This window comes from Undibacterium sp. RuRC25W (assembly GCF_049339825.1).
Taxonomy (GTDB): Bacteria; Pseudomonadota; Gammaproteobacteria; order Burkholderiales; family Burkholderiaceae_D; genus Undibacterium.
In genome coordinates, this window is record NZ_JBMPPD010000027.1 from 35838 (window position 1) to 50508 (window position 14671).

Consider the following 14671-nt stretch of genomic DNA (forward strand, 5'->3'; position numbering starts at 1 on the left):
ATTGCTGTAGTAAAAATTACCACAGCAACGTGGTAATCGCAAAATGGAAGGCACACGTATCCGGTGGTGCGGGCGGGCTTCAAACCCGTCAGGGGATGTCAATCATTCTCTCGTAAGTTCGACTCTTACTGTCTTCCGCCAAATCCCTTTTGTTACAGGCCGTATGTTGCCATTTGATGGCTCATTTGAGCGCACATCAAGGGGACACGTCTGTCCTGCACGAGCGAAAGGGATAGGCTGGGCTAGGTCATACAGTTATGACCAGGACCGACAGTTTATTTCAGACCTCACTTCCTTCCCTCTTCTTTTTCGCACTTTTAAAAAATAATTCATTTTTTTTAAAAATTGTTTTCCGGTTTTTGATTTCACCAACGAATAGGACTGCAGATGCTGCTTCACAGTAGCCTCCCCAGCGGCATAAAACGATGGTGCATTCCTCGTTAATGGCGCTTGAATTCACTCTTTAATTCATATTTCAACAGAAAGCAAAGGTACACGACATGAAAAAACGTGGTCGTATTATGCGAGATACCAACAATGGGCCAGGCCTGATTGGTTGTGCAGGTGATCAATTTGAGTTTCAGCTCGAAGGCGTCTGGAAATCAGAGACCGCACCTGTCATCAACAGCGTTGTTGAATTTGACGTTGACGATACTAAAAAAGTCATCGCCATCAGCGTCATCAGCGAAAGTCAGCTGGCCAAAGAGCAGGCCGATAAAGCCCTGCAAGCGGCCAAAGAAACAGGAACAGTAGCGCTTCATCAGTTGGTGAGCCGTGTTGGCATGCCCGTACTAGTGGCAACAGCGGTGCTGGCGATTTCGTGGTTCTTTTTGAGTACGATGACTGTACAGGCATCTCAATATCTCACCGCCAAAATTACCTTCTGGAAGCTACTGACGATTCTGAATCTCGGTAGCGGCGGCATGTTACAAGCGCTCGAGAGTGGCGGTGGCAACGACACAGGCTTGTACGGTTTCTTGGTCTTTGTGTCTCTAGTGGGTCCCTTTGTTTATCAGATCTGGAAAGACCCCAAAGCACATTTGGGCAATTGCCTGCCACTGTTAATGATGCTCTTTGTGGTGCTGTCTTTTTACTTGGGTATTGAGGATGGTATTAAATCGTCGCAACAAATTTCTTCTGCATTGGGGGGCGGTGCACAGGCCACTCAGATGATGAATGGGATGATGGCTGAAATGATGAAAGCTGCCATGGGGGCGATTCATGTTGGCGTGGGCGCCTACTTGTCGGTTTTATCCAGCCTCTATCTTGCATTCGTTGGTATTACACGATTTTTGGCAGCCAAAGCCTGAATGATTCCCACATTTTATTAAATTATTTTTTTCCATTAAAAAAGGAAATAGTATGAATTTTCGTTATTCCTCTACCGTGTTGGGCATCATCACCTTGGTATCTGCGTTGACAGCGTGCTCTAAAAATGATGCTACCACCAATGCACCTGCACAAAGCGATAAAGCACCAAGTCTGGCAGATGCGACCTCCCCCCAAGCCGCAGAGCAGGCAAAGATCAAAGCACTGCCAAAGGGAAATCCGGCAACCCCCTTGTCACAATATCGTGAGCTGACCAGTGATAAAGATGTCATGTTTACCTATTACGCCATGAGCAGTCTGCCTGTTGATTACGACAAGTTATTGCTCAATTACTCGCAAGACTATCGTGCTACCAGCGATGAGTTCAAAAAACAGGATATTCAAAAAGCGCTCAAACCAAAAATTGATCAGGAGATCGCGAATGCCAAAGGCGTCAATTACATCAAGGTGAAATGGGATCAATTTCGTCTCGATAAATACGACTTTCAGGCAAAAGCATTTCCTCAGCATACGCTGACTAATGACGTGAATTTTGGTTGGGGCTATGACTACCGTATTGAATTTAGCAATGGTGATGATTTTAAGTTGCTCAAAGTTGATGACGAAACTAAAGCACGCATCATCGAAGAAAAACGCAGCCAAGGTCAGCCTCTTGATTTGCTCATCTATGCGTTCGCGCAAGACAGTACGCTGGATCAGCATCACGTTAAGGCACAAATCTTAAAAGTTGTTTTAGTCGACAAAAATGGCACTGAACTCTTTTAACGACTTTTTAATCAAGCGCACAGATAGCAACAATGAAAGTGAGAAATACTATGATCAGTTTTTACAAAAAAACATCCGTCGTCATGCTGATGGCAACCTCAAGCTTACTGACTGGATGTTCGTTCGCACCGATCGTCGCCCAAAAAATGGGACTGGGTACCGCCAATGAAGAGGAAATCGTCGCCGCAACGTCCAAGGTGTTCAGTGTACCCACGTCAGTGGTCAAAGTATCTGATATTCAAAAAGATAACACCATGAATGGAACACAGATTTATTTTGCAGCGAACGTCCAAGGAAAAAACTACCGTTGCGGCATGTTGAGTTCATTCGTTAGTGCTTCACTGCCTAAGTGCGTTAAGCCAGGCGAGCCGCTGTCGCTGCAATAAACACTGTATGCATCACGATAAAGAACAGCGTTGTCATGAACGCTGTTCTTTTTTGATAATTAAAATGTGCACAATAGCAATCAATGATGTGGTGATCGCGTGATTCGTGTTATTCGTTTGATTCGCGTGATTGATGAAGATTGTCATGACTTCGTCTGAATTTGGTATGATTCCTTTGATGTGTCGGTTGTTGATCCACAGATTTTTTGCACAGTGTTTGATCGCTACGTAGTAGTACTGGTTTTTTTGTTCGAAGTACGCTCAGAAATGAGTATTTTTGGAAGCGTTGCTAGGCGCTTAATTGGCGATGAATTTTAATTTTTCAGATTTAAACAATGCACTCCGCGTCCCTCTTGCCGCTGAGGTTCACTCGCGGCCGTTCATGCCACTGAATGCACCAGAGTGTCTTACGCATCTGGCGGTATATTCGAAGTCCGCTTCCAACGAACTCGCTGAGCATCAGAACGCACAGCATGCTTTATTAGTGCATTTATGCAGTTACTTTGGTGTTGTTGCGCCGGGTTTGGGGGCAAAATATTTCTATCACGACTTTGGACGTTTTCGTTTGAAGTGGGAATTGCATACCGAATTTGCGACCTATACGTTCGCTTCTAAGCCCATTGCAAAAACCGACATTGCGCCTGGTATAGCAGAAGCGTTTGAGCAAATGCCAATCGAGATGGTCCCGCATGAATGGCTCGCGAGCTTGCAGGGGCAGGTCATGGTCGGGGCGCACGTGGTTTTCCATGCGGGCTCAGCAGACAATGCCACCATGCAGGCAGAGCTGCAATCGTTGTTTGGCAAGTCCATGTTTGTTGGTAGCAAGGTCCTCTCCGGTGGCGAAGTCTGGACAGACTTTCTGATTCATCCTGACGGATTCAGCCGATTTGTTTTGTGTGACGTGCAATTCACAGAGCACCAAGCCAGCAGAATGATACAGCGCGTGCTAGAGATCGAAACCTATCGGATGATGGCGCTGCTTGGACTGCCGAACGCGCAAAAATCTGCACCGGAACTCAATATCATCGAAGCTGAATTATCACACTTGTGCGAAGAAATGGTCAAAGGCGAGCATTCTTCTAGTGCAGACACGACGCTCAACGTCGATGGCGAGCAAGTTTTGCTCCAAAAAATCATTGCATTGGCAGCGCGTCTAGAAGCGATTGCCCTGGAAAATAATTACCGCTTCTCCGCTTCACTAGCATACTTCAAATTAGTGCAGATGCGAATTGAAGAACTTCGCGAGGTCAATTTCCATGGCATGCCAAGCATTGGCGAATTTATGGATAGACGTTTAGTCCCGGCAATGAACACCTGCCAATCCATCGGCCGCCGCCAAGTTGCGCTGGCCGAACGTATTGCGCAAACCAATGATTTGCTTCGCACGCGGGTTGGCATTGTTCAGGAGCAGCAAAACCGACAAATCCTGCAATCCCTCAGTAAGCGTGCAGCGCAGCAGGTCTTGCTTCAGCAATCAGTTGAAGGCCTGTCTGTCGTCGCGATATCCTATTACATGACTGGTTTGCTTGGCTACGTTGGTAAAGCAATCAAAGCCGCTGGTTTGTCAATCAACCCCGATGTTCTCACTGGCATTGCACTGCCTGTCATCGTTGTTGGCGTCTGGCTTGGCCTGCGTCGTTTGCATAAAAAGATATCGACACATTTGGTAAAATGAGTGCGTCGTTACAGATCGTATTATCGGGAGCCGTGATGTATAAGGGGGGTAGAAAGTCGTTATTGATGACCCAGATACGGTTCGCGTCTTGCTAAATGTACGTTGTCGATTCCCGCTGTTTGAATGTTGTTCTTAATGCTGCCATGTTGATGAGCATGTCGGTCTTGCTCACTTTCTGCGCTTTGTAAAACGCAAGGGCGTAGTCACGTCAATGGTCGGATCTGTACGTTGACGAACAGTAATTTTATTCGCGTGCATCCAGAATGCAAATTGGATGCAGGGCGTTGATGTACCTGCCTATGACGTTGCGAATAAATTATTTAAAGGCGGGCATGTCTTTTTTTTCGTTAGAACAAAGTCGTCGCGATATCGCTATCGATTTTTTATTTTATGGCTGTAGTACCGTATTATTGACGCTCGAACTGTGTGTGATATGCCCGTCAGATCAATGGCTGTTGAGTCTCATGTTGGTGGTGGGAGGCATCGTGATTGCCAGTGCGGTAGAGTATCTTTCACATCGTTTCATTTTGCATGGCGTGAAGCCATTTAGCACCTGGCATCAGCGCCATCATCAACAGCCCAAATCGAGCATTGGCACACCAACGAGCGTGAGTGCATCACTAATTCTGGTTCTGATCTTTTTGCCATTGTGGTTTTCTGCGCCCTTATTTTATGCTACCGCTGTAACACTCGGCGTCGTCATCGGTTATGCCACGTATATCATCACCCATCATGCAACGCATCATTGGAAGGGGCGCAATCGCTGGCTGGTCAATAGAAAGCAATGGCATGCTTTACATCATTGCGTCGCACCAGATTGCTACTATGGAGTCAGTAGCTCCTTGTGGGATCATGTCTTCGCAACCGTCAAGCGAAAAACGCCAGTCAAGATCAAACGTTGATTAGCCATTCAATGTGGGTCTGTGCAGGACGGTTGTTAGTGTGTTTTTGCACAAATTATTTTATCTCAAGCGGAAAATCCACATCGCAATGATCCCATTCGCGGTTATTCTAGTTTGGATTTCCGCTTCAGTATTATTTCAACTTTAACATCGGTTTTGTGTTGGCCGATGCCTTACGCACTACACGTTGTGCCGAATGGTCGGAGGTCTGACTCAATTGAAAAATAGCCACGTGCGCAGATAAGGTGGTTGCTAAGGTTTGTAAATGGGATGCGGCACTTGCCGCTTCCTCTACCATCGCTGCGTTTTGCTGGGTCACCTGATCTATTTCATTAATTGCTCTATCTACTTGGTCTATCCCCGTAGTCTGTTCTTGGCTAGCCAACATGATTTCACCCATGATATCAGTCACCATTTTGACGCTCACTACAATTTCTTCCATGGTGCTGCCTGCTTCCGTCACCAGTTTGCTTCCCATATCGACTTTTTCGACAGAATCGCCAATTAGGACCTTAATTTCTTTGGCCGCAGCGGCACTTCTTTGCGCCAGATTGCGAACTTCACTAGCGACGACGGCAAAGCCACGACCTTGATCGCCAGCACGTGCAGCTTCTACCGCGGCATTCAACGCCAGAATATTCGTCTGAAACGCGATGCCATCAATGACGCCAATGATATCAACGATTTTTTTGGCTGATGTATTGATTGACGCCATAGTATGGACGACACGTTCGACGACCGCGCCGCCTTTAACGGCGACACTCGAAGCCGACAGGGCTAACAAATTCGCCTGTTTGGCATTGTCCGCATTTTGTTTTACTGTCGAGGTCAGTTCTGTCATTGAGATCGTCGTCTTCTCTAAAACTAATGCCTGTTGCTCAGTGCGAAGAGATAAATCTTGATTGCTCGACGCGATTTCTGCTGACCCGTTGTAGATAGCATCCGTGGTACTTCGCACCTCGCCCACGATCTTGACTAAGCTTGCTTGCATTTCTTTCATAGCCGCCAGCACGCTAGTGCGATCATTACTTTCGATATGAATTTCAGCCGCTAAATCACCAGCAGCAATATGCTGCGCAATGTTGCTCGCAGCGCTTGGTTCACCACCCATCGACTTGGTAATCGTACGAGCAATGAAGGTTGCAACGATGGCGCCAAAGAAGATTGCACCAAGGCACATGACCAGCATTAAGGTCTGAAATCCGTTTGCTGTTGAACGTGCCGAAGTTGATTCGACACGATTTAAATTTTCTTCGTAGTCGATGAGTTGATTGATACGTGACAGCCATTCTACAAACGCAGGTTTAGCATCGTTGAGAAGCAAAATTTTTGCTTGATCAATATCGCCAGACTTACGCAGAGAAATCACCTGTTTAATCAATGGCAATGTCCGTGATTCGGTTTCTTTTATACTCGCCAGAATTTGTTTTTCATCATGACTAATTTCTTTCGTACCTGTAAACAGCTTATCGAGTGGTCCAGCTGATTTATCATAATCAGCAGTGAGACTCGTCATTCGATCTAATACCAGTTGCAATTCAGGATCCGTTGGCACTAGCACAACGTCGCGCAAGGCGATGGCGCGGTCATGAACACTACCTCGGAAATTAATGGCATAGCGCTGCTTGACGCTATTGAAGTCGCCAATAGTAATGAGTCCACGGGCAATCGAATTGACTTCGCCGACACCGATGATGGTGACAATGCACAGCAAAGCCAAAATGACGCCGAACCCAAGCCTGAGCCTGGCCCTGACGGTCAGACTATTTGCGAAATGAGAATTCATCATGGCACCTTGGAAAAGAGTATGTTGTGAACGAAATATTTTCGTTACAAATAGGATGCAAGCAAGTCAACGGAGAAGTTGGTCTCGTCGCGCTTGCTGCGAATTTTGTTGAATATGACTGTTAAGGTCGGTGCAGGCCGCAGTATGCACTAATTTATCTAGGTTCACCTAAACCCAGCAACTCTGCGACATGGTCGTTATTGGAGAATCAATATCGACCATTTTTGGGAACCATTCATATCCTAGCTGACTGTGAACGCGCTTTCGGTATGTTATCGAACATAATTACTGTGGGGGGCTCCGTTGATCGTCACTTTCTTTTTCGGCGAGTTGTTTTTGATGGGAGCCAAAGGTCAACGCGTAAATCCATGTGAATTCTGCACCCATCAAAAATATCTGTGCCGAGTAATACACCCAGACAAGAAGAACGACTAACGAACCAGCCGCACCAAATCCTGAGGCGAGTCCGCTTTTTCCGATGTAGAGACCAATCAGGAATTTACCTACCGTAAACAGCAATGCAGTCACTGCCGCGCCAATCCAGACGTCAGACCACGCGACGTTAACGCGTGGCATCACTTTGTAAATCATAGCGAATAGTGTTGTGGAAAAAGTGAAACTGACGACAATATCAATGAGATTGGCGAGGACTTCCCAGCCTGAAAAAAGAGGACCCCACAATTTACTTAACGCAGCCAGTGCTGCACTCGCTACTAACGATACCATGAGTAAAAATCCGATACCCAAGATCATGCCGATGGAAAGAATGCGTGATCTCACGACGTGCCAAATACCATCTTTATCTCGTTTTGGCGCGCGCCAAATACGATCGAGTGCATCCTGTAGTTCGCCAAACACAGAGGTCGCACCGATGAGTAAAATCAGTCCGCCAACTGTCATCGCAATAAAATTGCCCGCTGGTTCGCGAACGCTTTCTAGCAAGGCCTGTACTGCTTGTGCTCCCTGATTTCCCATCAATCCTCGCAATTGCGAGACGATCTCGCCACGGGCGGCCTCGATACCAAAAATTTGACCAGCAATAGCGATCACAATTAATAGTAAGGGGGCAATCGAAAATAAGGTGTAGTAAGCCAGTGCCGCACCCATGGATTGAGCATAATCGTCGATCCAGGACGAGGTGGCGGCTTTGATTAAATTCCAGAGTTGGTGAAGAGTCATTGCGTACTAGGTTGAATAAGAGGGAAGATTCGTCTGAGTACACCAATGAATTAACAGGGTAAAAATTATTGAAGAAAAGTAGACGGATACGCGGCACTGATAACTGAAAAGTATCCGTCTTGCCGTTCTTATTGCTTTCTTGAGCCGATCACTTCCACAGTCACACGACGATTCTGTGCACGACCTTCTGATGTTTTATTATCAGCAATCGGTTGAGTTTTACCTTTTCCTTCGGTGTAGATCCGTGACGCGTCAACACCAGAAAGAACGAGATAGGATTTCACTGCTTCAGCACGTCTCATTGATAATTTTTGGTTGTATTCTTCGGTGCCGATTGAATCGGTATGACCCACGGTCACCATGACTTCGGTATCCATGCCTTCTAATTTTTTTAATAAATCGATGAGTGCAACTTTTCCTTCTTGTTTGACGATGGACTTATCAAAATCAAACAATGTTTCTGCACTGAAGGTTACTTTCTCAGAGGTCGGCGTTGGTGGTGGCGGCGGTGGTGGTACAGTCCGCACGATGGCAGCTGGCGGCACGTTGACAGGCGGTTCTACTCTTGCCATTGGCGGTGCTGGGCGGGAAGTTGGCTGGCCAAATTTATAGATGAGATTGATCGAATAAAAATTGACATCTCCGCGATTGTTAACTGCATCATTGACGCGATATCGCTCTACTTCCCCGCGAAGCGATAAGGCTTCGGTTAATTTATATTCCAGTCCGAGTCCAAATTTGGGATTGAGTTTTGTTTCTGTTGGATTTGGATTCGTTACCGCATTGAGGCGGTTCCCCGTAAAATGGACATTTGCTCTCGCATAATTTGCCCCAATGAGCCCAAAAACTGAGAAGCGTTCAGTGATCGGTAAGAAACCAATCACATCAACATTCAGCCCTCTGAAATTTGCCGTTCCATTCAGAGTGCCAGCAGGTATCGTCGTCGCATTAAAACTAAACTTTCCGAGATCAAAATAACCACCCTCAATGGCAAAGTATTGATTCATTTGCTTACCGAGCATGAGCTTGTAAGCCGTGTCATGTTCCGAACTATTGAACATCACGCTACTGGCACCATTTTCTATCAAGCTTGCCGTGATCCTGTCTTGGTCAATGGTAGCGGCAGAGCGTCCAACGCCTGCACCTGCATACCAGGCTGAGTTAGACCAGTCTGCCCAATCAGGGTTTGTCCATGGTGCTTCAGCATGAGAACCTTGACTGACGAGCAGCAAGCCAGTGATCAGGCTTAAAACGCTATATTTTTTTGAAGACATTATATTTTTCTCCTTGGGAACGGCCGACATCAAGGTCCGTTCTCGATGGTGGAATGATTGACGCGAAAGAGGGGCGAGCCCCTCCTATTTTTTACATATCGACTAGCGAGAAATGACGTTGTTTTTCAGTGTTACGGCGCTACCTGACAAGACGCGTCCGTTTTGTAGTGTCGCCGTGTCTCCCATGGTGATCGCCGCAGACTGCATCAGGATACTTCCTTGGAACGCACTGTTAGCACCGAGTGTGGCTGCTGAGACTGGTACCCAGAAGACGTTTTCTGCATTTGCACCACCTGTCAACGCAACCGCAGAATTAGCGACACTATTGAGGGTAGAACCAGTGCGGAAGACATAAGAGCCAGAACCATTCATCGTAAATGTACCGGTAATCGTTATTGCTCCAGCGTAGCAATAAACTCCTGGTGGCAATGTTTGACCACCTAAATCAATCCCGCCTGCAGAACTGACTGTACATGGAAGTGCGTTCGCATTGGTAATTGCGATCTGTAAGTCGGCTAGTGCCGTTGTGAGAATTGCTCCTGACGTGTAGTTAGTGAAGCCTGCGGTTTGCACAGGTGGTACCGTTTGTGAAGGAGATCCGACGTCGCCCGTGACTAAGGTAATCCCGCCAGAATTATTGGTAATCGAGGTGCCCGCTAAGACAGCGAAATTAGCCGCAGTACCAAGATTAACGCTCGCCGGAGCCGCCGTCACCGTATAGGTTGTTGTCGCATTTTGAGCGCCCTGTGTGGCAGAAATATTTGTCACCCCAGGTGCGATGGCTGATGCTTGTCCAGACGGTAAAATACTTGCTACCGACGTCACGCTTGATGCCCATGTCACTGTGGTCGTAATGTTGTTTGTCGTTCCGTTCGAGTAAGTACCGATGGCGTTAAACTGCTGCAGTGATCCAACCAGCCCGGTAGGGTTGAGCGGAGTCATGGCAATACTGGATAAGGTGATTGCTGGCGTCACGGTCAATGTCGCCGTTCCAGATTTACCGCTAAGACTAGCCGTGATCACAGAGGATCCGCCAGAGATGCCGTTGGTAAGCCCACTGGAGGCGCCACCTGAGACGACAGTGGCAATCTGTGGATTAGCACGTCCACGCAGCGACAAGACTTACATCGACGACCGTACCATCGGAATAGGTCGCTTTTGCAATAAATGTCTGCGCACCACCGATTGCAATCGTTGCTAAGGCTGGGGTAACTGCAATGGATGTCACTGTCGCTGCCGGAAGTGCTGGTAGGACCGTCAGTAGTGCAGTACCCGAACTTGATCCCAAGATCGCGGCGATGCCCGACGTTCCTGCCGACACGCCAGTTGCAACGCCGTTCGATTGGACAGTTGCAATGGCATTCGTACCTGATGTCCAGGTAACGCTGTTTGTGATATCAGCACTGGCGCCATTTGAGTAGATACCAGTAGCAATAAAACTTTGTGTTGCGCCAATAGTGACAGAGGCAGTTGCCGGTGTCACGTTAATGGCATTTAACACTGGTCCTGCCTGGACTGTTAAGCCTGCCGTGCCTGATTTTCCATTCGATGTTGCAGTTATGGTGGATGTGCCACCAGCGACGCCCGTCGCGATGCCACCAGCGACGCCCGTCGCGATGCCACTAGAGACGATGGTTGCGACAGTCGTTGTACCTGAGGACCATGTCACTGAATTAGTGATGTTGCTGCTGGACCCATCCGAGTAATTACCTGTCGCTGTATATGCCTGCGTAGCTGCAATGGCAATCGTTGCCGATGGCGGGGTTACCGAAATTGAAATCAACGCTGCGGGTTGCGCGGTGACGGTGAGCGACGCTGTACCCGTCAAGCCTCCTTGAGCTGCCGTGATAGTGGATGTGCCGCCGGAGAGCCCGTTGGCGACACCGCTAGGTAAAACAAGAGCGACACTTGTTGTTCCTGATGTCCAATTGACCGTGGTAGTAATGTTGGCACTGCTGCCGTCAGAATAATTGCCGGTAGCAATAAATTGTTTGACGCTTCCCACCGCTATAGTTGCTGTTGCAGGGGTGACTGCGATTGAAGTGAGTGTTGCCGGGCTGACTGTTACAGTGGTGTTGGCTGATTTTCCCAACACAGTTCCTGTGACAACCGACGAACCAGCTGCCACAGCCGTTACCATGCCATTTGCTGATACAAAACTTGCGATCGTTGGTGTCGCAGAAGTAAATACGGTGGAAGCAGTCACATCACTTGTTGTTCCATCAGAATAACTTGCAGTAATAGAGAACTGTTGTGTCGTCGCAATTTTCAAAACGGGATTCAATGGCGTCATCGCAATGGATAAGAGCGTTGCCGGTGTTACCGTCAAGGTTGCTGTACCAGTTTTAGTACCAGAGCTTGCAGTAATGACTGATGTCCCTGCTAAGACGCCAGTTGCGAGACCCGCCGCTGTCGTCGTCGCAATGCTGGGGGATCCAGAAGTAAAAACGGAAACTGCCGTGATGTCACTGGTTGTACCATCGGAAAAAGTACCCATGGCAGTGAATTGTTGGGTGGCCGCAATCGCAATTGCAGGCGTAGCTGGAACGACCGACATCGATACTAGAAACGCGGGAGAGACGGTCAGCGTCGCTGATCCATGCAAGCCACCAAAGCTGGCAGTAATGATCGTAGACCCACTGCTGACGCCGTTAGTCATACCAGAAACGCCGTTGACCGTGCCGACAGTTGTCGTGCCAGATGTCCAGGTTGATGTGGCTGTCACATCGCGCGAAGAACCATCGCTATACGTTGCAGTAGCCACGAATTGTTGTGCTCCGCCAATCGCAACCGTCGCCGTTAATGGCATGACAGTGACGCTCGCCAGTGCGGCCGCAGGTAGGCCTAAAATTGGATTTTGACTTGTTCCTCCTCCGCCTCCGCAGCCCGCAACTAAGGTTGTTATGAGCGTTGTTATGAGAACTGCGAATAGGTAATTAAGCGACTTATAATAGCGTTGTAGTATGTTCATTTTCTGCTCTTTTCCGATTGAATCCGTGAATGAAATTTTTACTTTAGCCGCGTGATGCAATCAATGAGTGCGACTGTTAATTTGCCACGTTAGTTATTTACGCTTGCTTGGAGACGAACATCTGTTCGGTGTTGCCGACAACGAGTAGCCATCGGTAATCTATATTTCTGCGGGTCTTAATTGCTATATTGATTTAGCTATTTATTAACGGAATTGACCAAAGATATCCTTGCAGAATTTCATCTGCACAATGTCAATTCACTCGCTTGATTCATCACTTTGACGCTACACCTTGCTGTAACACTCTTTCATCATTCCTAAAACAATCTTTCTATTCTTTTTGGGAATTTGCGTTAGCATTTCTTTATCTCTCTTTTAGGTAGTTTGAATCTGTGCGGTAGCACACAATTTACGCAATTTGTTGGTTCGACAGATAAGGCCTACCCAGTACGATACGACGTACTATCCTCATGACAGTAAGAGCGAATAGCTTGTTTTTTCCACATACGAGCTGCCGAAAAAATTCTTTTTTTGTGTCGATTTCCTCATTCGCCCTTTTTCTTCAACATTAATTCATATCACAAGGGATGACGTTTAGTTCCGGATCAGTGCGATAGAGCACTGACAAATATCTACGCTCTATTCAACATTCAGATTCAACGCAATATTGTTTTTGTTGCGTTTTTAAAAGTTAACGGTGTTGCATAAAAAAGCGCGAGGAGAGGTTATGTTAAGAATCAAAATAGTTGCGATCACTTCATTGGCGCTCATCCAAAGTGCCTTTGCAGTTGACCTACCAAGCGCAGGGGGGCAGATGCAACAGATTCCACCTTTACCGGTGCCACAGAAAAATTCACTGGAATTTGAGGTTGAAAAAAATAGTATGCAGGCTGTTCCTGCCGCGGACGGTGCGACTATTTTGGTCAAGTCGCTACATGTGACTGGGCAAATCTTGTATACCGAAGAAGAGCTCATTGCTACGACGGGTTTTACACCTGATCGTGCAATGACACTATCAGAGTTACGTGGTATGGCAATGAAGATTGCCGACTATTACCACCGTAACGGCTATTTTGTGGCGCAAGCCTATCTGCCCATGCAGGACATTAAAGATGGCGTGGTGACGATTGCTGTCATTGAGGGACGCTATGGCGTGGTGACACTGCGCAACCAGACAAAGCTCGTCTCTGGCGTGCCAAATGGTGTACTCATGGGGTTGAATAGCGGTGATCCCATTGCCATTGTGCCACTTGAACATCGTCTTTTATTGCTCTCAGACCTACCGGGCGTCAGCATTAAATCCACCTTGATTCCCGGTAATTCAGTTGGTGTATCGGATCTCATCGTTGATGTAGAACCAGGACAAGCTGTGACAGGAAGTATTGAAGCGGATAACGAAGGTAATCGATATACCGGTGCAAACCGTGCAGGTGCGACCGTGAATCTGAACGACCTATCTGGGCATGGTGACGTACTTAGTTTTAGGACTTTAGATTCGTTTTCAGGCGGACTGTATTACGGCCGTGTGACCTACCAGATGCCTGCCGGCAAGATGCAAATTGGCGCGTCATACTCGCTCCTGCAATACCGACTTGGTAATGAGTTTGAACGATTGAATGCACACGGAACAGCGACGATTGCTAGCGTATTTGGTAGTTATCCACTGATCCGTTCGCGCAATACTAATCTCAACTTCATGCTCAATCTTGATGCCAGAACTTTTCAAGATGATCTTGATATGACATCGACCTTCGTCAATAAGAGAGCAACCGTTTTAACGGCAAGTCTCTATGGTAATCATCTAGATAATGTGGGGGGCGGTGGTCTAAGTAGTTACGCATGGACTGTGACTGCCGGAAATCTCGATATACGTTCGCCGCTGACGTTGACTGAAGATCAGGCGATGGCGCAAACCAACGGACATTATGCCAAGTTCGGTTTTAATTTCTCAAGGCTCCAGACCCTGACTGACACGATCTCGCTTTATGGTGTGATCAATGCGCAATTAGCTACAAAGAATCTGGATGTCTCTGAAAAAATGGAGCTGGGGGGCGCCTATGCAGTACGCGCTTATCCTGAAGGGGAGGCGTACGGGGATCAGGGCTATGTGCTTAATGTCGAACTTAGGAAACGACTGCGGTGGTTCTCTGAACACATGCCAGGACAAATCCAATTGGTCGGATTTGTTGATACTGGCACAGTAAGGCTTAACCATCATCCATGGATATCCGAATTGAATTCGCGAACGCTGAGTGGTGCTGGTGTTGGATTGACCTGGGAGACGGTGAATAACTTTTCGATGAAGGTTTATTGGGCGCATAAGTTAGGCAATACAGTAGCGACCTCCGCCCCAGACTCAAAGAGTCGTTTCTGGATCCAGGCTGTGAAGTTTTTTTGAAAACGA

The 14671-nt window shown here is 47.4% G+C and carries 11 protein-coding genes and 1 tRNA gene; 7 read left to right on the forward strand and 5 right to left on the reverse strand.

Annotated elements, in window-relative coordinates:
• Positions 1-45 precede the first annotated feature (45 nt).
• The 6 genes from ACO0KV_RS13030 (at position 46) to ACO0KV_RS13055 (ending at position 5057) form a co-directional block, all read left to right on the forward strand.
• A tRNA-Sec gene (locus ACO0KV_RS13030) sits at positions 46-141 on the forward strand.
• Between the two features lie 359 nt (positions 142-500).
• The gene (locus ACO0KV_RS13035; RefSeq protein ID WP_423042963.1) at positions 501-1310 is read left to right on the forward strand and encodes a hypothetical protein; all 810 of its coding nucleotides are present in this window, start codon (positions 501-503) and stop codon (positions 1308-1310) included.
• Between the two features lie 52 nt (positions 1311-1362).
• Positions 1363-2094 carry a DUF4852 domain-containing protein gene (locus ACO0KV_RS13040; protein ID WP_423042964.1) on the forward strand — a complete coding sequence of 244 codons (732 nt, stop codon included), beginning with the start codon at positions 1363-1365 and terminating at the stop codon, positions 2092-2094.
• 50 nt (positions 2095-2144) lie between these two features.
• Positions 2145-2480, forward strand: a complete 336-nt coding sequence (locus tag ACO0KV_RS13045) for a hypothetical protein (protein ID WP_423042965.1) — start codon at positions 2145-2147, stop codon at positions 2478-2480.
• Positions 2481-2787: 307 nt separating this feature from the next.
• Entirely contained in the window at positions 2788-4155 is a 1368-nt protein-coding gene (locus ACO0KV_RS13050) for a DUF3422 family protein (RefSeq protein ID WP_423042966.1), read from the forward strand.
• 332 nt (positions 4156-4487) lie between these two features.
• Positions 4488-5057, forward strand: coding sequence for a sterol desaturase family protein (locus tag ACO0KV_RS13055; protein ID WP_423042967.1), 570 nt, complete (start codon positions 4488-4490; stop codon positions 5055-5057).
• A 133-nt stretch (positions 5058-5190) separates the two neighbouring features.
• Here ACO0KV_RS13055 and ACO0KV_RS13060 read toward each other — a convergent pair whose 3' ends face one another.
• From ACO0KV_RS13060 to ACO0KV_RS13080, 5 genes are all read right to left on the reverse strand, one after another.
• Positions 5191-6846, reverse strand: coding sequence for a methyl-accepting chemotaxis protein (locus ACO0KV_RS13060; RefSeq protein WP_423042968.1), 1656 nt, complete (start codon positions 6844-6846; stop codon positions 5191-5193).
• 282 nt (positions 6847-7128) lie between these two features.
• Positions 7129-8022 carry a YihY/virulence factor BrkB family protein gene (locus ACO0KV_RS13065; protein WP_423042969.1) on the reverse strand — a complete coding sequence of 298 codons (894 nt, stop codon included), beginning with the start codon at positions 8020-8022 and terminating at the stop codon, positions 7129-7131.
• A gap of 128 nt (positions 8023-8150) precedes the next feature.
• The gene (locus tag ACO0KV_RS13070; protein ID WP_423042970.1) at positions 8151-9296 is read right to left on the reverse strand and encodes an OmpA family protein; all 1146 of its coding nucleotides are present in this window, start codon (positions 9294-9296) and stop codon (positions 8151-8153) included.
• A gap of 102 nt (positions 9297-9398) precedes the next feature.
• Positions 9399-10415, reverse strand: a complete 1017-nt coding sequence (locus ACO0KV_RS13075) for an ice-binding family protein (protein ID WP_423042971.1) — start codon at positions 10413-10415, stop codon at positions 9399-9401.
• Positions 10393-12267, reverse strand: a complete 1875-nt coding sequence (locus ACO0KV_RS13080) for a beta strand repeat-containing protein (protein ID WP_423042972.1) — start codon at positions 12265-12267, stop codon at positions 10393-10395. Before ACO0KV_RS13080 ends, ACO0KV_RS13075 begins: the two co-directional genes overlap by 23 nt.
• Before the next feature lie 727 nt (positions 12268-12994).
• On the opposite strand from ACO0KV_RS13080, the gene ACO0KV_RS13085 reads away from it, so the two are divergent.
• Positions 12995-14665, forward strand: a complete 1671-nt coding sequence (locus ACO0KV_RS13085) for a ShlB/FhaC/HecB family hemolysin secretion/activation protein (RefSeq protein WP_423042973.1) — start codon at positions 12995-12997, stop codon at positions 14663-14665.
• Positions 14666-14671 lie beyond the last annotated feature (6 nt).

Excerpts from the sequence above, each read along its gene's own strand:
- ACO0KV_RS13035 (WP_423042963.1), top strand. The coding sequence starts at position 501 with ATGAAAAAACGTGGTCGTATTATGCGAGATACCAACAATGGGCCAGGC.
- ACO0KV_RS13040 (WP_423042964.1), top strand. The coding sequence starts at position 1,363 with ATGAATTTTCGTTATTCCTCTACCGTGTTGGGCATCATCACCTTGGTA.
- ACO0KV_RS13045 (WP_423042965.1), top strand. The coding sequence starts at position 2,145 with ATGATCAGTTTTTACAAAAAAACATCCGTCGTCATGCTGATGGCAACC.
- ACO0KV_RS13050 (WP_423042966.1), top strand. The coding sequence starts at position 2,788 with ATGAATTTTAATTTTTCAGATTTAAACAATGCACTCCGCGTCCCTCTT.
- ACO0KV_RS13055 (WP_423042967.1), top strand. The coding sequence starts at position 4,488 with ATGTCTTTTTTTTCGTTAGAACAAAGTCGTCGCGATATCGCTATCGAT.
- ACO0KV_RS13060 (WP_423042968.1), bottom strand. The coding sequence starts at position 6,846 with ATGATGAATTCTCATTTCGCAAATAGTCTGACCGTCAGGGCCAGGCTC.
- ACO0KV_RS13065 (WP_423042969.1), bottom strand. The coding sequence starts at position 8,022 with ATGACTCTTCACCAACTCTGGAATTTAATCAAAGCCGCCACCTCGTCC.
- ACO0KV_RS13070 (WP_423042970.1), bottom strand. The coding sequence starts at position 9,296 with ATGTCTTCAAAAAAATATAGCGTTTTAAGCCTGATCACTGGCTTGCTG.
- ACO0KV_RS13080 (WP_423042972.1), bottom strand. The coding sequence starts at position 12,267 with ATGAACATACTACAACGCTATTATAAGTCGCTTAATTACCTATTCGCA.
- ACO0KV_RS13085 (WP_423042973.1), top strand. The coding sequence starts at position 12,995 with ATGTTAAGAATCAAAATAGTTGCGATCACTTCATTGGCGCTCATCCAA.